At 73.2% G+C, this 20,829-nt stretch carries 2 protein-coding genes (1 of these 2 running past the window's edge); both read left to right on the top strand.

The annotated features are described in order from the left end of the window. Nucleotides 1-2 precede the first annotated feature (2 nt). Nucleotides 3-17,177: a non-ribosomal peptide synthetase gene (locus tag P696_RS45580; protein ID WP_245627681.1), complete on the top strand. Its 17,175-nt coding sequence runs from the start codon at nucleotides 3-5 to the stop codon at nucleotides 17,175-17,177. Beyond that, a protein-coding gene (locus tag P696_RS0114880; protein WP_034484982.1) for a non-ribosomal peptide synthetase crosses the window boundary here: on the top strand, nucleotides 17,168-20,829 show its start. Its footprint extends 7,438 nt past the window's final position; only the first 3,662 of its 11,100 coding nucleotides appear in the window; it begins with the start codon at nucleotides 17,168-17,170; the stop codon falls past the right edge of the window. The genes P696_RS45580 and P696_RS0114880 overlap by 10 nt, the downstream gene beginning before the upstream one ends.

Below are 20,829 nucleotides of genomic sequence, written 5' to 3'. Positions count from 1 at the left end.
CGATGAGCCCGCGCCGGGTACAGGACGTCTGGCCGTTGTCGCCCATGCAGGAGGGCCTGCTCTTCCACGCGTCGCTGGACGAGCGGGGCCCCGACGTCTACGTCGGCCAGCACATCCTGGAGTTGCGCGGCGCGGTGGACGCGGCGGTGCTGCGGGCCTCCTGGGAGGCGCTGCTGCGACGCCACGCCAACCTGCGGGCCTGCTTCCGCATGCCGTCCTCCGTCGGACGGCCCGTCCAGCTGGTTCCGCGCGAGGTGACCCTGCCCTGGCGTGAGGAGGACCTGTCCGACGTCCCGCCCGAGGACGCGGCCGCCGAGGTGGAGCGCCTCGCCGTCGAGGAACGGGACCGGCGCTTCGACCTCGCCACCCCGCCCCTCCTGCGGCTCATGCTCGTGCGGCTCGGCGACGGCACCCACCGCCTGGTCATGACGAACCATCACATCCTGCTGGACGGGTGGTCGCTGCCGGTGCTGCTGCGCGAGCTGCGCTCGGTTTACGAGGCGGGCGGCGATTCCTCGCACCTGCCCCCGGTGACCCCTTACCGCGACTACCTGGCCTGGCTGGCACGCCAGGACCACGACGCCGCACGCGCCGCCTGGCGGTCCGAACTCGCCGGGGCCGAGACCACCGTGATCGTGGAGGACGACCCGACCCGTCCGGCCACGGTGCCCGAGCAGATCTCGGTCACCGCGTCCGAGGAGGTCAGCGACGCCCTGCGGGACCTGGCACGACGGCGGAACCTCACCCTCAACACCGTCGTCCAGGGCGTGTGGGGCCTGGTGCTGGGCAAGCTCACCGGCCGCGACGACGTCGTGTTCGGCGCGACCGTCGCCAGCCGCCCGCTCGACCTGCCCGGTGTGGAGAGCATGCTCGGGCTGTTCCTCAACACCGTCCCCGTCCGCGTCCGGCTCGACCCGTCCGACACGTTCGAGACCATGCTGACCGGCCTGCAGCGGCGGCACTCGGCGCTGATGGAGCACCAGTTCCTCGGCCTCGGCGAGATTCAGCGCGCCGCCGGGAACGGCATCTCCTTCGACACCCTCCTCGCCTACGAGAACTACCCCCGCGACCCGGCCGGGGCCGTCACCGCCGCCGCCGACGCGGGCCTGACCATCCGGCCCGTCGGCGGGCGGGACGCCACCCACTACCCCCTGACCATCAACGTCCTGCCCCGGAAGCGGCTGGAACTGCTGCTCGGCTACCGTCCCGACTGCCTCGACCGCGACACCGTGGAGCGCCTGGCGCAGCGGTTGGTGCGCGTCCTTGAGCAGGTCGCCGCCGATCCGGCCGGCCGCGTCGGCGCGGTCGGGATCCTCGTCGGCGGCGAACGCGCCCAAGCCGTGGAGGAGTGGAACGACACGGCGGTTCCGGTGCCGGATGTGTCGTTGGTGGAGTTGTTCGAGGAGTGTGTGGCCGGGTCGCCGGACGCGGTCGCGGTGGTGTCGGGTGAGACGCGTTGGACGTACGCGGAGCTGGACGCCGAGGCCGATCGCGTCGCCGGGTCGTTGCGGGCTCACGGTGTCGGACCCGGTGCGCGGGTCGCGCTGCTGGTGCCGCGTTCGGCGTGGATGGTCGCGGCGATCGTGGGCGTGGTGAAGGCGGGCGCGGCGTACGTGCCGGTGGACGTCGATTCCCCCGCCGACCGGATCGCGTACGTGCTCGCCGATTCCGGGCCCGCCGCCGTCGTCGGGACGTCCGCGACGCTGGCCGAGCTGACCACGGACGCGCGTGTGCCCCGCATCGCGCTCGACGACCCCGCGCGTCCCGCAGTCCCGCTCGAGGCCGACCGGCTGGGAGACGTCTCCGGTGATCTCCCCGCGTATGTGATTTACACGTCGGGGTCGACGGGGCGTCCGAAGGGTGTGGTGGTGCCGCAGTCAAATGTGGTCGCGTTGGTGTGTGCGGCTGCTGGGCAGTTTGGTTTCGGTGCTGGTGATGTGTGGTCGTTGTTCCATTCGTATGCGTTCGACTTTTCGGTGTGGGAGTTGTGGGGCCCGCTGCTGACGGGTGGGCGTGTTGTGGTGGTGGATTTCGAGACGAGTCGTTCGCCGGAGCGGTTTGTCTCGTTGTTGGTGGATGAGCGGGTGACGGTGCTGAGTCAGACGCCGTCGGCGTTCTATCAGCTGATGCCGGTGGCGTCGGATGGTCTGGCGCTGAGGTATGTGGTGTTCGGCGGCGAAGCCTTGGAACTGGGACGACTCGGGGCGTGGTATGCGCGTTTCCCAGAGGACGCCCCGGCGCTGGTGAACATGTACGGCATCACCGAGACCACGGTTCACGTCACCGAGTTCGGGCTGGACGAGGAATCGGCTGCGGCGGGCGTGGGAAGTGTGATCGGCCGTCCGCTTCCGAACACGCGAGTGCTCGTGCTGGACGAGGCGCTGCAACCCGTGCCGCCGGGCGTGACGGGGGAGATGTACGTCGCGGGGAGCGGGCTGGCTGAGGGGTATCTCGGTCGGGCCGGGCTGACCGCTGGACGGTTCGTGGCGTGTCCGTTCGGTGAGCCGGGCGAGCGGATGTATCGGACGGGCGACCTGGCGCATTGGACCGTCGAGGGGCGGTTGGTGTTCGACGGGCGGGCCGACGACCAGGTGAAGATCCGGGGGTTCCGGATCGAGCCCGGCGAGGTCGAGGCCGTCCTGGCCCGGCACCCCTCGGTGGACCAGATCGCCGTCGTCGCCCGCGAGGACCGTCCCGGCGACCGGCAGCTCGTCGCCTACATCGTCCCCCGCGACGGCCTGGACGAGCGGCAGCTCCGCCATTTCGCCGCCGGGCGGCTGCCCGAGTACATGGTCCCGGCGGCCGTGGTCGCGTTGCCGGAGATCCCGATGACGGTGAACGGGAAGCTCGACCGGGCCGCGCTCCCCGCCCCCGACTACGCCGGGCTCGCCACCGGCCGGGCCCCGCGCACCGCGGTCGAGGAGATCGTGTGCGGCCTGTTCGCCGAGGTCCTCGGCCTGGAACGGGTCGGCGCCGACGACGGGTTCTTCGAACTCGGCGGGGACTCCCTGCTCGCCATGCGCCTGATCACCCGGCTCCGGGCCGTCCTGGACGCCGACATCGGCGTCCGGGAGCTGTTCGCGACCCCCACGCCCGAGGCCATCGCCGCGCTCGTCCGCGCCGGCGACCCCGGCCACCGCCACCCCCCGCTCGTCCCACGGGAGCGTCCCGAACGCGTCCCCCTGTCGTTCGCGCAGCGCCGCATGTGGTTCCTCGACCAGCTCGACGACACCGCAGCCGCCTACAACATCCCCCTCGCGCTCCGCCTGCGCGGCGACCTGGACGCGGCGGCGCTGGAGGCCGCGCTCGCCGACCTCGCCGAACGCCACGAGACCCTGCGGACCGTCTTCCCCGACCGGGACGGCGAACCCTTCCAGCGCGTCCTGCCCGACGTCCGGCCCACCCTCACCGCCCACGACGTGACCGAGGAGCAGGCCCCCGCCTGGGTCGCCGACCTCGCCTCACGCGGCTTCGACCTGGCGGCCACCCCGCCCTGGCGGACCGACCTGCTCAGGCTGGCCCCGGACGACCACATCCTGGTGATCGTCGTCCACCACATCGCCGCCGACGGCTGGTCGATGGGAACGCTCGCCGCCGACCTGTCCTCCGCCTACGCGGCGCGCCGCCGCGGTGAAGGACCGGGGTGGGCGGCGCTGCCCGTCCAGTACGCGGATTTCGCGCTGTGGCAGCGCGACCGCGACGTGGAGGGGCAGGTCGAACACTGGCGGTCGGTGCTGGCCGGTTCCCCGGAGGAGCTCGCGCTCCCCACCGACCGGCCCCGTCCGACCACGCCGAGCCACCGCAACGGCCGCGTCCCCTTCTCCGTGGACGCCGCGACCCACGCCAGGCTGCTCCAGGTCGCCCGCCGGGGCCGCGCGACGCTGTTCATGGTCGTCCACGCCGGGCTCGCCCTCCTGCTGTCCCGCACGGGCGGCGGCACCGACATCCCCCTCGGCACCGCCGTGGCCGGACGGGAGGACGCCGCGCTCGACCGGCTCGTCGGGTCCTTCGTGAACACGCTGGTGCTGCGGACCGACGTGGCGGGCGACCCCTCGTTCGCCGAACTGCTCGGCCGCGTGCGCGACGTGGACCTGGAGGCGTTCGCCCACCAGGCGGTGCCCTTCGAGCGGCTGGTGGAGGAACTGGCCCCGGCCCGCTCGCTGGGACGGCACCCGCTGTTCCAGGTCATGTTGACCTTCCAGAACGCCCCGGACGCCACCTGGAGCCTCGCCGGACTCGACACCGAGCGCTACTCCCCGGGGACCGGCGCGGTGCGGTTCGACCTGTCCGTCGGAGTGGGCGAACGCTACACCGCGGACGGCGAGCCCGGCGGACTCGACGGCTCCGTCGTGTACGCCGCGGACCTGTTCGACGAGGCCACGGTGCGCTCCCTGGCCGACCGGCTCGTCCGCGTCCTGGAACAGGTCGCCGCCGACCCGCGCGTCCGGACCAGCGCCGTCACGCTCCTCTCCGCCGACGAACGCTCCCGCGTCCTGACCGAGTGGAACGACACGGACGGCCCTGTTCGAGACCGGACGCTGCTCGGTCTGTTCGAGCGGCAGTTGGAGTCGTCGCCGGATGCGGTGGCGGTGGTGGCTGAGGATGCGTGCTGGTCGTATGCGGAGTTGGAGGGTGAGGCGAATCGTGTCGCCGGGTGGTTGAGGGCGGCGGGTGTCGGTCCGGGGCGGGTCGTGGCGGTGGCTGTGCCGCGTTCGGCTCGTCTGGTCGCTGCCCTGTTGGGTGTGGTGAAGGCGGGTGGCGCGTATCTGCCGATCGACACTGATCTGCCGCGTGAGCGCATCGCCCGCATGCTCGCCGACGCCGACCCGGCCGCCGTCATCGGAACGCGCGACCTGCCCTTCGACCCGGGCGCCCGGCCCGTGCTGCCGATCGACGACCCCGAGGCGCTTTCCGCCCACTCGGCCACGCCGCCCGCTGTTCGGATCTCGGGGGCGGACGCGGCGTATGTGATTTACACGTCGGGTTCGTCGGGGGTTCCGAAGGGTGTGGTGGTTCCGCATGAGGGGATCGTCAATCGGCTTGAGTGGATGCAGGGCGAGTTCGGGCTCTCGGTTGGTGATCGGGTTCTGCAGAAGACTCCGTTCGGTTTCGACGTGTCGGTGTGGGAGTTTTTCTGGCCGTTGATGGTTGGTGCGGGTGTGGTGATGGCCCGTCCGGGTGGTCATCGGGAGCCGGGGTATCTGGCGGATCTGGTCGAGCGTGAGCGGGTCACGACCGTCCACTTCGTCCCGTCGATGCTGCGGGCCTTCCTCGCGGATCTGACGGCCGGGCGGTGCGGGGGACTCCGCCGCGTGATGTGCAGTGGCGAGGCGCTTCCTGCCGAGGTGGTGGAGCGGTATCACTCGCTGTTGTCGGCTCCGCTGCACAACCTGTACGGGCCGACGGAAGCCAGCGTCGACGTCACCCACTGGCCGTGTCCTGCGGATCTGGACTCGGCGCTGGTGCCGATCGGGCGTCCGGTGTGGAACACGCGCATGTACGTGCTGGACGAGTTTCTGCAGCCGGTTCCGCCCGGTGTGCAGGGCGAGTTGTACATCGCCGGGGTGCAGCTCGCACGCGGTTATCTGAACCGTGCGGGGTTGACGGCTGAGCGGTTCGTGGCCAGTCCCTTTGGTGGGGGCGGCCGGATGTATCGGACCGGGGACCTGGCCCGGTGGACGCGTGACGGTGAGCTGCTGTTCGGCGGCCGGGTCGACGACCAGGTCAAGATCCGCGGCTTCCGCATCGAACTCGGCGAGATCGAGGCCGTCCTCACCGAGCACCCGCACGTCCGGGAGACCGTGGCGCTGGTCAGGGACGAACGCCTGGTGGCCTACGTCGTCCCCGACGGGGACCTGGACGTGCGCGAACTGCGGCGGTCGGCGGCGGAGCGGCTGCCGGAGTACATGCTCCCGGCGGCGATCGCGACCGTGCCGACGATCCCGCTGACCGTGAACGGCAAGCTCGACCGCGCGGCCCTCCCCGCGCCGGACTTCGCCGGACTCGCGTCCGACCGGGAGCCGCGCACGGCCGTCGAGGAGATCGTCTGCGGGCTGTTCGCGGAGCTGCTCGGCCTGGAGCAGGTCGGCCCGGACGACGGGTTCTTCGACCTCGGCGGCGACTCGCTGCTCGGCATGCGGCTGATCGCGCGACTCCGGGCCGTCCTGGACGCGGAGATCAGCGTCCGGGACCTGTTCGCGACCCCCACGCCCGCCGCGCTGGCCGCACACGCCGAAGACGCGGGCACCGCCCGGACGCCGCTGACGCCCCGGCCGAGGCCGGACCGGGTTCCGCTGTCGTTCGCGCAGCGCCGCATGTGGTTCCTCAACCAGATGGAGGACACCGGCGCGGTCTACAACATCCCCCTCGCCCTTCGGCTGCGCGGCGACCTGGACGTCGCGGCCCTGGACGCGGCGATCGGCGACGTCGCCGACCGCCACGAGACCCTCCGCACCGTCTTCCCCGACATCGACGGCGAGCCATGTCAGCGTGTCCTGGCGGACGCCCGTCCCGACCTGGTCGTCCGGGAGACGACCGAGGACGGGATCGGCGCCCTGACCGAGGCTCCCGCCGCGCGGGAGTTCGACCTCGCCCACCAGATCCCGTGGCGGGTGGAACTGCTGCGGACGGCTCCCGGCGAGCACGTCCTGGTGATCGTCGTCCATCACGTCGCGGGGGACGGCTGGTCGATGGGCGTCCTGGCGCGCGACCTGTCCACGGCGTACACCGCACGCTGCCGCGGTGAGGCACCCGGGTGGGCGGCGCTGCCCGTCCAGTACGCGGATTTCGCGTTGTGGCAGCGCGACCAGGATGTGGAGGGGCAGGTCGATCACTGGCGGTCGGTGCTGGCCGGGTCGCCCGAGGAGCTGGCGCTTGCCGCCGACCGGCCCCGTCCCGCCGTCGCCTCCCATCGCGGCGGGCACGTGGAGTTCGGCCTGGACGCGGACACCCATGACCGCCTGCTGGAGATCGCCGGACGATCGGGCGCGACGCTGTTCATGGTCCTCCAAGCGGGCCTCGCGGCGCTGCTGTCGCGGCTGGGCGCGGGTGACGACATTCCGCTTGGGACGCCGGTCGCCGGGCGTCCGGATCCCGCGCTCGACGATCTCGCCGGGTCCTTCGTGAACACGTTGGTGCTGCGGACCGATGTGGGTGGTGATCCGACCTTCGGTGAGCTGCTGGAGCGGGTCCGTGAGACCGACCTTGCCGCGTACGCCCACCAGGACGTTCCGTTCGAGCGGTTGGTGGAGGAGCTGGCCCCGGCGCGTTCCCTGGCCCGGCACCCGCTCTTCCAGGTGATGCTGACGTTCCAGAACGCCCCGCGCGCGGCCTGGGACCTGCCGGGTGTCCAGGTGCGTCCCGAAGGGTTGCGCGGACCCCGGCCCTCGCGGTTCGACCTGCACTTCACCTTCTCCGAACGCCGCCGCCACCAGGACGGCGAAACCGGACTGTGGGCCGGGCTCGACTACTCGGCCGACCTGTTCGACGAGGACACGGCACGGTCGCTCGCCGACCGCCTCGTCCGGCTCCTGACGCAGGCCGCCGCCCACCCGGACCGGCCTCTCAGCCAGGCGACGGTCCTCGAGGACGAAGAACGCCGCCTCGTGCTGTCCACCTGGAACGACACCGGCGTCCCCGTCGACTCGGCCACCCTCCCCGGTCTGTTCGAGCGGCAGCTGGAATCGTCGCCGGGTGCGGTGGCGGTGGTGGCTGAGGATGCGTGCTGGTCGTATGCGGAGCTGGAGGGCGAGGCCAATCGGGTTGCGTGGTGGCTGAGGGCGGCGGGCACTGGTTCGGGGCGGGTTGTGGCGGTGGCGGTGCCGCGTTCGGCTCGTCTGGTCGCTGCCCTGTTGGGTGTGGTGAAGGCGGGCGCCGCATATCTGCCGATCGATATCGACCTGCCGCGTGAGCGCATCGCCCGCATGCTCGCCGACGCCAGTCCCGTGGCGATCCTGGGCAGCGCCGAGACCTTGGCGGACCTGCCCGAGAACGCGCCGCCCTGCCCCCGGCTCGCCCTGGACGAGCCGGAGACCTACGCGAGCCTCCCGAACACTCCACCGGATGTGCGGATCTCCGGGGCGGACGCGGCGTATGTGATCTACACGTCCGGATCGTCGGGGGTTCCGAAGGGCGTGGTGGTCCCGCATGAGGGGATCGTCAACCGGCTTGAGTGGATGCAGGGCGAGTTCGGGCTCTCGGTTGATGATCGGGTTCTGCAGAAGACTCCGTTCGGTTTCGACGTTTCGGTGTGGGAGTTTTTCTGGCCGTTGATGGCTGGTGCGGGTGTGGTGATGGCCCGTCCGGGTGGTCATCGGGAGCCGGGGTATCTGGCGGATCTGATCGAGCGTGAGCGGGTCACGACCGTCCACTTCGTCCCGTCGATGCTGCGCGCGTTCCTCGCCGAGACGCCCGAGGGGCGCTGTGGCTCGTTGCGGCGGGTGCTGTGCAGTGGCGAGGCGTTGCCCTCCGAGGTTGTGGAGCGTTACCACGCCCTGCTGTCGGCTCCGCTGCACAACCTGTACGGGCCGACCGAGGCGAGCGTCGATGTCACCCACTGGCCCTGCCCGTCGGACTTCCTCTCAGGCTCGGTGCCGATCGGGCACCCGGTGTGGAACACGCGGCTCTACGTGCTGGACGGGTTCCTGCAGCCGGTTCCGCCAGGCGTCCAGGGCGAGCTTTACATCGCAGGGGTGCAGCTCGCGCGCGGCTACCTGAACCGGCCCGACCTGACAGCCGAACGGTTCGTGGCCTCCCCCTTCGACGAGGGCGCCCGGATGTACCGGACCGGGGACCTGGCCCGGTGGACGCGTGACGGTGAGCTGCTGTTCGGCGGCCGGGTCGACGACCAGGTCAAGATCCGCGGCTTCCGCATCGAACCGGGAGAGGTCGAAGCCGTCCTGACCGGGACGTCCGGAGTGGGCGACGTCGCCGTGCTCGTCAGGGACGAGCGCCTGATCGCCTACGTCGTCCCCGACGGGGACCTGGACGTGCGCGAACTGCGGCGGGCGGCGGCGGAGCGGCTGCCGGAGTACATGGTCCCGGCGGCGGTCGTGACCCTGGAGAAACTGCCGGTCACCGCGAACGGCAAGCTCGACCGTGCCGCGCTGCCCGTACCCGACTTCGCGGGGCTCACCTCCGACCGTGCGCCGCGCACCGCGACCGAGGAGATCCTCTGCGGGCTGTTCGCCGAGCTGCTCGGCCTGGAGCGGGTCGGCCCGGACGACGGGTTCTTCGACCTCGGTGGCGACTCGCTGCTCGGGATGCGGCTGATCGCGCGGATCCGCGCCGTCCTCGACGCGGAGGTCGGCGTCCGGGACCTGTTCGGGCATCCGAGCCCGGCAGGGATCGCCGAGGTGCTGAGGCCGGGCGAGGCCGTCCGGCCCGCGCTCGTCGCCGGGCGACGCCCCGAGGACGCGCCGCCGTCGTTCGCGCAGCGCCGCATGTGGTTCCTCAACCGGCTCGAGGACACCGGCGCGGTCTACAACATCCCCCTCGCCCTTCGGCTGCGCGGCGACCTGGACGTCGCGGCCCTGGACGCGGCGATCGGCGACGTCGCCGACCGCCACGAGACCCTCCGCACCGTCTTCCCCGACGTCGACGGCGAGCCGCGCCAACGGATCCTGGCGGGCGCGTCCGCCGGACGACCCGACCTCGTCGTCCAGCGCGTGACCGGCGAGAACGACCTCACCGAGCGGCTCACGGAGATCTCCGCCCGGACCTTCGACGTGACGGCCGACCTCCCCTGGCGGACCGGCCTGTTCCAGGTGTCCCCGGCCGACCACGTCCTCGCCGTGGTCGTGCACCACATCGCCGCCGACGGCTGGTCGGTCGGCCTCCTCATGCGCGACCTCGCCGCCGCGTACGCCGCCCGCGTCCGGGGCGAGGCCCCGCAGTGGGCGCCGCTGCCGGTGCAGTACGCCGACTACGCGCTCTGGCAGCGCGAGATGCTCGGCGGCGAGGACGACCCCGGCAGCGTCCTCGGCGGCCAGCTCGCCCACTGGCGGACCGCGCTGGACGGCCTGCCCGAAGAACTCACCCTGCCCGCCGACCGGACCCGTCCCGCCGTCGCCTCCCACCGCGGCGGGCTCGTGGAGTTCGACGTGGACGCCGGAACCCACGCGGCACTCGCGGAGGTCGCCAGGCACGGCGGGGCGACGCTGTTCATGGTCGTCCAGGCCGCGCTCGCGGCGCTGCTGTCGCGGCTGGGCGCGGGTGACGACATTCCGCTTGGGACGCCCGTCGCCGGGCGTCCGGATCCCGCGCTCGACGATCTCGCCGGATTCTTCGTGAACACGTTGGTGCTGCGGACCGATGTGGGTGGTGATCCGACCTTCGGTGAGCTGCTGGAGCGGGTCCGTGAGACCGACCTCGCCGCGTACGCCCACCAGGACGTTCCGTTCGAGCGGCTGGTGGAGGAGCTGGCTCCGGCGCGTTCCCTGGCCCGCCACCCGCTCTTCCAGGTGTCGCTCACCCTCCAGAACACCCCCGGCGCCGACCGCGCGTTCGCGGGACTCGACGCCGAGCCGGTCGCGCCGGGCGGCATCGCGGGGGCGAAGTTCGACCTGGCGTTCGTCCTCGCCGAGCGCGGCCCGCACGGCGAGGACGACTCGGGCGGCGGGCTGGACGCGGTCGTCGAGTACGCCGCCGACCTGTTCGACCGCGCGACGGTGCGGCGGCTGGCGGACCGGCTGACCCGCGTCCTGAAGCAGGTCGCGGGCGACCCCGGGGTCCGGCTCAGCGACCTCGACGTGCTGGACGACGCGGAACGCGACCAGGTCGTCCGGACCTGGAACGCCACGGACCGGCCCCTCCCGGCGGCCACCATGCCCGGCCTGCTCGAACGGTGGGTGCGGGACACCCCCGACGCGACGGCCGTCGTCGCCGGGACGCCCCACTGGACCCACGCCGAACTCCACGCCGAGGCCGGGCGGATCGCCGACCTCCTGATCGAGCGCGGCGTCCGGCGCGGAGACCGGGTGGGCGTCGCCCTCGAACGGTCGGCGGACCTGGTCGCGGTGCTGCTCGGCGTGTGGAAGGCGGGCGCGGCCTACGTCCCGATCGACCCCGCGCAGCCCGCCGAGCGTCTCGCGCACGTCCTCGCCGACGCCCGCCCGGCCGTCATCGTCGGCACCGGCGTCCTGCCCGGCGGCGACGGGACGCCCCGGGTCGACCACCGGGACCGGCCGGCGGCGACGGCCCACCGCCGCCCCGCGACGACCGGGGAGGACCTGGCCTACGTCATGTACACGTCGGGGTCGACCGGCGTCCCGAAGGGCGTCGCGGTCACGCACGCCGGGGTCGTCGCGCTCGCCGCCGACCCCTGGTGGGGCCCGGACGCCGCGCGATGCGTCCTCGCCCACGCCCCCTACGCCTTCGACGCCTCGGTGTACGAACTGTGGGTGCCGCTCGCGCACGGCGGGCGGGTCGTGGTCGCACCGCCCGGCGACCTGGACGGCGAGGCGCTCCGCGACCTCGTCACCCGGCACGGGCTCACGGCCGTCCACCTGACCGCGGGCATGTTCCGCGTCCTCGCCGAGGAGGCCGTCGACGCCCTGCGCCCCCTGAAGCAGGTGCTGACCGGCGGCGACGTCGTGCCGCCGTCGGCGGTGGCGCGCGTCCGTGAGGCGTGCCCCGACCTGGTCGTCCGGCATTTGTACGGGCCGACGGAGATCACGTTGTGCGCGACGGGTCACACGGTCGGTTCCGGTGACCCGGGCCTGTTGCCGATCGGTGGGCCGTTGGCGAACACGCGGGTGTTCGTGCTGGACCGGTTCCTGCGTCCGGTGGCTCCGGGTGTCGTGGGCGAGTTGTATGTGGCGGGTGCCGGTTTGGCGCGTGGCTACCTGAACCGTCCGGACATGACCGCGGAGCGGTTCGTGGCGTGCCCGTTCGGTGGCGGTCGGATGTATCGGACCGGAGACTTGGTTCGGTGGACGAACGACGGCGAGTTGGTGTTCGCGGGTCGTGCGGACGAGCAGGTGAAGATCCGCGGGTTCCGAGTCGAGCCGGGTGAGGTCGAAGCCGTGCTGGCCGGTCATGAGGCGGTCGGGCAGGTCGCGGTCATCGCCCGGGAGGACCGTCCGGGGGACAAACGGCTCGTCGCGTACGTGGTGGGCGACGCCGTCCCGGAGGAGTTGCGGAGGTTCGCCGCCGAGAGGCTGCCGGAGTACATGGTCCCCTCGGCGGTCGTCGCGCTCGACACGCTTCCGGTCACGGTGAACGGCAAGCTCGACCGGGCCGCCCTTCCCGCGCCCGACTCCGCGGAGGGCACCTCGGGACGGGCTCCGCGCACGGCCGTCGAGGAGATCGTCTGCGGGCTGTTCGCCGAGATCCTCGGCCTCGAACGGGTCGGGGTGGACGACGACTTCTTCGCCCTCGGCGGCGACTCGCTTCTGGCGCTCCGCCTCGTGGCCCGGATCCGCGGCGTCCTGGACGCGGAGGTCGGCATCCGGGACCTGTTCGCCGGGCCCACGCCCGCCGCCGTCGCCGAACACGCGCGGACGGCCACGGCCACGGCCACGGCCGTCGGACCCGCGCTCGCGCCACGACCCCGCCCGGAACGGGTGCCCCTGTCGTTCGCGCAACGCCGGATGTGGTTCCTCAACCGGCTCGAGGACGCCGACGCGACCTACAACGTCCCACTGGCGCTGCACGTGCGGGGCGACCTGGACGTCTCCGCGCTGGAGGCGGCGCTGAACGACGTCGCCGACCGGCACGAGACCCTCCGGACGATCTTCCCCGACGTGGACGGCGTCCCCCACCAGCGCATCCTGACCGGCGACGCGGGACGTCCCGTCCTCCAGATGCGCTCCACGACCTCCGAGCACCTGCGGGAGGCCGTCGCCGAGGTGACGGGCCGGGGCTTCGACGTGGCGGCCGAACCGCCCTGGCGCGTCGAACTGCTGCGGCTCGGTCCGCAGGAGCACGTCCTGGTGGTCGTGGTCCACCACATCGCGGCCGACGGCTGGTCGATGGGCGTCCTGGCACGCGACCTCTCGGCCGCCTACGCGTCCCGCCGCCGGGACGAGGCTCCGCGCTGGACGCCGCTGCCCGTCCAGTACGCCGACTACGCGTTGTGGCAGCGCGAGGTCCTCGGCGAGGAGGACGACCCGGACAGCGTGATCCGCGCGCAGGTCGACCACTGGCGGGCCGCGCTCGCGGGGTCGCCGGAGGAACTCGTCCTGCCCTACGACCGTCCGCGACCCGCCGTCGCCGGACGGGAAGGCGGTCGCGTCACCTTCGAGATCGGGCCCGAAACCCACGCCCGCCTGGTGGAGACGGCGCGGCACGGCCGCGCGACGCTGTTCATGGTCGTCCAGTCGGCGCTGGCGGTGCTGCTGTCGCGGCTCGGAGCGGGCGACGACATCCCCGTCGGCACGGCGGTCGCCGGTCGCGGCTCCGCCGCCCTGGACGGCCTCGCCGGATTCTTCGTCAACACCCTGGTGCTGCGCACCGACCTCAGCGGCGACCCCACCTTCACCGAACTCCTGGAACGCGTCCGCGAATCCGACCTCGCCGCCTACGCCCACCAGGACCTGCCGTTCGAACGCCTGGTGGACGAGGTGGCGCCCGCCCGGTCCCTGGCCCGGCACCCGCTCTTCCAGGTGTCCCTGGGCGTCCAGGACGCGGCCCCCGTGGAGTGGACGCTGAGCGGGACGGAGGTCGAACGCCTCCGGGTCGGGATCGACACGGTCAAGTTCGACCTGTCGTTCAGCCTCACCGCCGACCGGTCCGAGGACCGGGAGGCCGCCGGGATGCGCGGGGTGCTGCTGTTCGCCGCCGAACTGTTCGACCCCGGCACCGCGCGACTGCTCGCCGACCGCTTCACCACCGTCCTGGAGACCCTCGCCGCCGACCCGGGCGCCAGGCTCTCCGCCCTGGAGATCCTCACCGAGGACGAGCGGACCAGCGTGCTGGACGGCTGGAACGCCACCTCCCGGCCCCTGCCCGCCCCCTCGCCCGTGGACCTGTTCCACCGGCAGGCCGCGCGGACACCGGACGCCCCCGCGATCACGGCGGGCGAGACCCGCTGGACGTACCGGCGACTCGACGCCGCCGCCGACCATGTGGCGACCCTCCTGCGCGCGCGTGGCGTACGGCGTGGCGAACGTGTGGCGGTCGCCCTCGAACGCTCGGCCGAACTCGTCGCGGTGCTCCTGGGCGTGTGGAAGGCGGGCGCGGCCTACGTCCCGATCGACGCCGACCAGCCCGCCGAACGCATCGGTCAGGTGCTCGACGGAACCCGGGCGACCGTGCTGGTCGGCACGGCGAAATCCCTGGCCGGAATGCCGGAGGGGAGCGTCCCGCACCTCGTCCTGGGCGACCTGACCGCGCCTGCGGCCGAGACCGACGCGGTCCGCACTCCGGTCGGCCCGCACGACCTGGCCTATGTCATGCACACGTCGGGCTCGACGGGCGTCCCGAAGGGCGTGTCGGTCACGCACGAGGGCGTCGCCGCGTTGGTGTCGGACCCCTGGTGGGGAATGGGCGCGTCCGCCCGCGTGCTGGCGCACGCGCCCTTCGCGTTCGACGCCTCGGTGTTCGAGCTGTGGGTGCCGCTCGCGCACGGCGGACAGGTCGTCGTCGCGCCGCCCGGCGAGCTGGACGCCCAGGTCGTCCGCGGGCTGATCGACCGGCACGGACTCACCCACCTGCACGTCACGGCCGGAATGTTCCGGGTGCTGGCCGACGAGGACCCGGAGTGCTTCGCGTCGCTGCGCGAGATCCTCACCGGCGGCGACGTGGTGCCGCCCGCCTCGGTCGCTCGGGTGCGCGAGGCGTCTCCGGAGCTCGCGGTCCGGCACCTGTACGGGCCGACCGAGATCACGCTGTGCGCGACCGGGCACGTGCTCGCCTCCGGCGACCCGGCACGGCCCCTGCTGCCGATCGGCCGTCCGCTGGCGAACACGCAGGTCTTCGTGCTGGACCGGTTCCTGCGTCCGGTGCCGCCGGGTGTCGTCGGCGAGCTGTACGTGGCGGGCGCAGGGCTGGCGCGCGGCTACCTGAACCGTCCGGGGGTGACGGCGGAACGCTTCGTGGCGTCTCCGTACACCCCGGGCCGGATGTACCGGACCGGTGACCTGGCCCGGTGGACGGGCGATGGCGAGTTGGTGTTCGCGGGTCGTGCGGACGAGCAGGTGAAGATCCGTGGTTTCCGGGTGGAGCCGGGTGAGGTCGAAGCCGTGCTGGCCGGTCATGAGGCGGTTGGGCAGGTCGCGGTCATCGCTCGTGAGGACCGTCCGGGTGAGAAGCGCCTGGTCGCCTACGTGGTGAGCGACGCCGCCCCGGAGGAACTACGGAGGTTCGCCGCCGAACGGCTGCCGGAGTACATGGTCCCCTCCGCCGTCGTCGCGCTGGACGCGCTACCGGTCACGGTGAACGGCAAGCTCGACCGGGCCGCTCTCCCCGCTCCGGATTTCGCGGGGGCGGTCACCGGCAGGGAGCCGAAGACGGGCCTGGAGGAGACGCTGTGCGATCTGTTCGCCGGGGTCCTCGGGCTGGAGCGGGTCGGGGTCGAGGACGGGTTCTTCGACCTGGGCGGCGACTCGATCATGTCGATGCAGCTGGTGGCGCGGGCACGGCGCGCGGGTGTGGTGATCAGCGCCCAGGACGTCTTCGAGTTCACCTCCCCGGCGGAACTGGCCCGCATCGCCGGCACCGTCACCGCTGAGGACACGAACCCGGACGGAGGAGGAACGGGAAGCGTCCCCCTGACGCCGGTGATGCGGTGGCTGGACGAGGCGAAGGGCTCGCGGGCCCTCGCGGGCGGCCTGTGCCAGTGGACCCTGGCGAGCGTCCCGCCGGAGCTGGACCTCGACGCCCTCACTGAGGCCCTCCAGGCCGTGGTCGACCGTCACGACATGCTGCGGGCCCGCCTGGGCGACGGGACGATCGAGGTCGGGCCCGTGGGCACGGTCGCGGCGAAGGACCTCCTGACCCGCGTCGACGCGTCCGGGATGGACGAGCACGCGCTGCGCGAACTCGCCACCGGGCAGACCGCGGCCGCCGGCCTGGACGCCCGCGAGGGACGGGTGCTGCGGGCGTTCTGGCTGGACCGGGGGCCGGAGGCGGCCGGGCGGCTGCTGATGGTCGTGCACCACCTGGTCGCCGACGGCGTGTCGTGGCGGATCCTGCTGCCCGACCTCGCCCTCGCCTACACCGCCCGCGTCGGCGGCCGTCCGGTCGAGCTGGATCCGGTGGGGCAGACCTTCCGGGCCTGGGCGCGCAGGCTCGACGGCCAGACCGTCGCGCGGCGGGCGGAACTGGAGGAGTGGAAGGCGATCCTCACCGGCGGCCACGGCTTCCCCGGAGCCCGCGACGTGGAGCCGGGCCGCGACCGGGAGGCGGCGATGCGCCACACCTCCCTCACGGTTCCGGACGACGTGACCGGCACGCTGCTCGACACCGTCCCGGGCCTGTTCAACGCGGGCGTCAACGAGATCCTGCTGGCGGGCCTGCTCGCGGCGATCGGAACCTGGCGCGCCCGGCGCGACGACCCCGGGCGTGGCGGATTCCTCGTGGACGTCGAGGGACACGGCCGGGCCGGAGGCGGAGGCGACCTGTCCCGGACGGTCGGCTGGTTCACCTGCGTCTACCCCGTGCGGCTCGACGCGGGCGGCCTGGCGCTCGCCGACGTCGGACGCGGCGGGACCGAGGCCGGCGCGCTCGTCAAACGCGTCAAGGAACAGCTGCGAGCCGTCCCCGGGGACGGTCTCGGATACGGGCTGCTCCGTTTCACCGATGCGGAAACCCGGTCCGTCCTGGCCGAATACCAGGCGCCGCAGATCGCCTTCAATTACCTGGGGAGATTCGCCTCCGTTTCCACCGGCGAGAAAATCGGTGACCGATTCTGGCAACCCCTCGCCATGGGTGGACAGGGCGGCGCGGAGATGCCCGCGCTGCACGCGCTGGAGGTGTCCGCGGCGGTGCGGGATCTGTCCGACTGTTCAATTTTGACTCTGTCTTTGGGGTGGTTGCCGGAGATACTTGGCGAGTCCGAGATCAATGAGATCGGGCGGTTGTGGATGGACATGCTCGCCGGAATCGCCGCGCACGCGGAGGACCCCGGAGCGGGTGGCCACAGCCCTTCCGACTTCCCTCTGGCCGATATCAGCCAGGACGAGATCGAGGAATTCGAGGACATGGCAGTCGAGATGGAGCGGGGGCCGTGGTCGTGAACAGATCCGCATTGGCCGATGTGTGGCCACTGTCGCCGTTGCAGGAGGGGCTGCTCTTCCACGCCCAGTACGCCGGCGCCGACACCGACGTGTACGTCGGCCAGCACGTTCTGGAACTGCGCGGGCCGCTGGACCCGGACGCGCTGCGGCGGACCTGGGCCGCGTTGCTGGACCGGCACGCGGGACTGCGCGCCGGGTTCCGCCGCCGGGCCTCCGGCGCGCCCGTCCAGCTCGTCGCGCGGAACGTCCGGACGCCCTGGCGGACGGTCGACCTGTCCGGCAGGGACGAGGCGGAGGCGCTCGCCGAGCTCGAGACGATCGCAGGGGAGGAGCGCGCACGCCCCTTCGACCTCGCGGTCCCGCCCCTGCTGCGGCTGACCCTGGCCAGGCTCGCGGACGACCGGCACCGCCTGATCCTGACGAACCATCACATCCTGCTGGACGGGTGGTCGCTGCCGGTGCTGCTGCGCGAGCTGCGCTCGGTCTACGAGGCGGGCGGCGACCCCTCCCACCTGCCCCCGGTCACCCCTTACCGCGACTATCTGGCCTGGCTGGCACGCCAGGACCACGACGCCGCACGCGCCGCCTGGCAGAGCGAACTCGCCGGAGCCGAACCCACCCTCATCGCCCCCGCCGTCCCGGGCCGAGCGCCCGTCGTCCCCGAACGCGTGGCCGTCGTGCTGGACGAGGAGCGGACCACCGCGCTCCGCGAGGTCGCCCGGTCGCGCGGGCTCACCCTCAACACCGTGGTGCAGGGGGCCTGGGCCGTCGTGCTCGGCGCGGCGACCGGCCGCGACGACGTGGTGTTCGGCGCGACCGTCGCCGCCCGCCCGCCGGACCTGCCCGGCATGGAGACCATGCTCGGGCTGTTCCTCAACACCGTCCCCGTCCGCGTCCGGCTCGACCCGTCGGGCACCGTCGAGACCGTCCTGACCCGCCTCCAGGACCACCGGTCGCGGCTGCTCGACCACCAGCACCTCGGCCTCACCGACATCCAGCGCGCCGCCGGGAACGGGGCCGCCTTCGACACCCTCCTCGTCTACGAGAACTACCCCCTCGGCCCGGACGGCCCGGCGGACGCCGCCAAGCCCGACGCGGGGGCCGACGCCGACCGGCTCCGCCTCGCGCTGCTGGCCGACCACGGCAAGGAGGCGACCCACTACCCCCTCACGCTCGCGGTCGGCCCCGGGCGGCGCATGGGCCTGCGCCTGGATTACCGGCCCGACGCCATCGACCGCGCCACCGCGCAGTCCCTCCTCGACCGGCTCCACCGCGTCCTGGACCAGATGGCCGCGGACCCGACGGCGCGGCTCGCGGCGCTCGACGTGCTGGACGCCCCGGAACGGCGCCGGATCGTCGACGAGTGGAGCGCCGGGCCGCCCGCCACAGGTTCCGCTACCGCGCCCGCCACGACGGCCGAGCTGATCGAACACCACGCCCGCAGCGCGCCCGAGGCGCCCGCCGTCGCCGCCGACGACCGCTCCTGGACCCGCGCCGACCTGGACGAACGAGCCGGGCGCATCGCCGCCCACCTCACCGAGCGGGGCGTGCGACGGGGCGACCGCGTGGCCGTGGCCCTGGAACGTTCACCGGAACTGGTCGCCGCGCTGCTCGGCGTCTGGAAGGCGGGCGCGGCCTACGTCCCGATCGACCCGGACCATCCGTCCCGGCGCGTCGCCCACATCCTGGCCGAGACCCGTCCGACCGTGGTCGTGGGCTCCACGAGCTCGCTGGCCGGGCTCCCGGAGACGGACGTGCCGCGCCTCGCCCTGGACGACCACGACCTCGCCGAGCCCGCCTCCCGGCCGGACCGGCCCCGGACCTCGGTGTCCGGCGACGACCTGGCGTACGTGATGTTCACGTCGGGCTCGACGGGCGAGCCCAAGGGCGTGGCGGTCACGCACGCGGGCGTCGCCGCGCTGGTGTCGGACCCGTGGTGGGACGTGGACGAGTCGGCGCGCGTCCTCGCGCACGCGCCCTACGCCTTCGACGCCTCGGTGTTCGAACTGTGGGTGCCGCTGGCCAACGGCGGGCAGGTCGTGATCGCGCCGCCCGGCGAGGTGGACGGCCAGGTCGTCCGGGACGCGGCGGCTCGGCACGGACTGACCCACGTGCACGTCACGGCCGGGATGTTCCGGGTGCTCGCCGACGAGGATCCGGGATGCTTCGCCTCGCTGCGCGAGGTGCTGACCGGCGGTGACGCGGTTCCGCCCGGGGCCGTCGCACACGTGCGGGAAACCTGCCCCGGCCTCGCCGTCCGGCACCTGTACGGACCGACCGAGATCACCCTGTGCGCCACCGGGCACATGGCGACCGACGAGGACGACGCCGTCCTGCCCATCGGCCGACCGCTCACCGACACCTGGGCCTACGTGCTCGACGGCGCGCTCCGCCCGGTCCCGCCCGGCGTGCCGGGGGAGCTGTACATCGCCGGGACCGGTGTCGCGCGCGGCTATCTCGACGCCGCCGCCCCCACGGCCGAGCGGTTCGTGGCCTGCCCGTTCGGCGCTCCCGGCGAACGGATGTACCGGACCGGCGACCTGGTGCGGTGGACCGGGGACGGGCGGCTGGTGTTCGCCGGCCGCGCCGACGACCAGGTGAAGATCCGCGGCTTCCGGGTCGAGCCCGGCGAGGTCGAGGCCGTCCTCGCCGCGCACGACGCGGTGACGCAGGTCGCCGTGATCGTCCGTGAGGACCGTCCGGGCGACAAGCGCCTCGTCGCCTACCTGCCGTCCGGCGGGGACGGCCCGGACGGCCCGGACGGCCCGGACGCGGAGGAACTGCGGAGGTTCGCCGCCGAGCGGCTGCCCGCCCACCTGGTCCCCGCCGCGTTCGTCGTCCTCGGCGAGCTGCCGGTCACCGCGAACGGCAAGCTCGACCGGGCCGCCCTGCCCGCGCCCGACATCGCCGTGACGGCCTCGGCGCGGGACCCGCGCACGGCCGTCGAGGAGATCGTCTGCGGCCTGTTCGCCGAGGTCCTCGGCCTGGAGCGGGTCGGGCCGGACGACGGGTTCTTCGACCTCGGCGGCGACTCGCTGCAGGCGATGCGGCTGGTCGCGCGGGTCCGCGCCGTCCTGGACGCCGAGATCACCATCCGCGGGCTGTTCGCCGCGCCGACCCCGGCGGGCGTCGCCGGGCAGGCCCGGGAGAACGGCGCGGGCCGTCCCGCGCCGGCACCCCGGGAACGGCCCGAGCGGACGCCGCTGTCGTTCGCGCAGACCCGGATGTGGTTCCTCAACCGCCTCGAAGGGGCCGGGCCGCTCTACAACGTGCCGCTGGCGCTGCGGCTGCGCGGCGAGCTGGACGTCCCGGCGCTCGAGGCCGCGCTCGGCGACGTCGCCGACCGCCACGAGACCCTGCGGACGGTCTTCCCCGACGTGGACGGCGTCCCCTACCAGCGCGTCCTGACCGGCGACGCCGGACGGCCCAAGCTCATCGTGCTCCGGACGGCCGAGGAGGAGGTCGCCGCCCGGGTGGCCGACACCACCGGACGCGGCTTCGACGTGGCCGCCGAGCCGCCCTGGCGGGCCGAACTCCTGGAGATCTCGCCGGTCGAGCGGATGCTGGTGATGGTCGTCCACCACATCGCGGCCGACGGCTGGTCGATGGGCGCGCTCGCCCGCGACCTGTCCACCGCCTACGCGGCCCGCCG

The sequence above is a fragment of the Actinomadura oligospora ATCC 43269 genome (assembly GCF_000518265.1).
In the GTDB taxonomy this organism is placed as follows: domain Bacteria; phylum Actinomycetota; class Actinomycetes; order Streptosporangiales; family Streptosporangiaceae; genus Spirillospora; species Spirillospora oligospora.
This window is presented reverse-complemented; position numbering and strand designations above follow the sequence as displayed.

Coding starts and splice junctions, on each gene's coding strand:
- P696_RS45580 (WP_245627681.1), top strand. CDS start 3: ATGAGCCCGCGCCGGGTACAGGACGTCTGGCCGTTGTCGCCCATGCAG.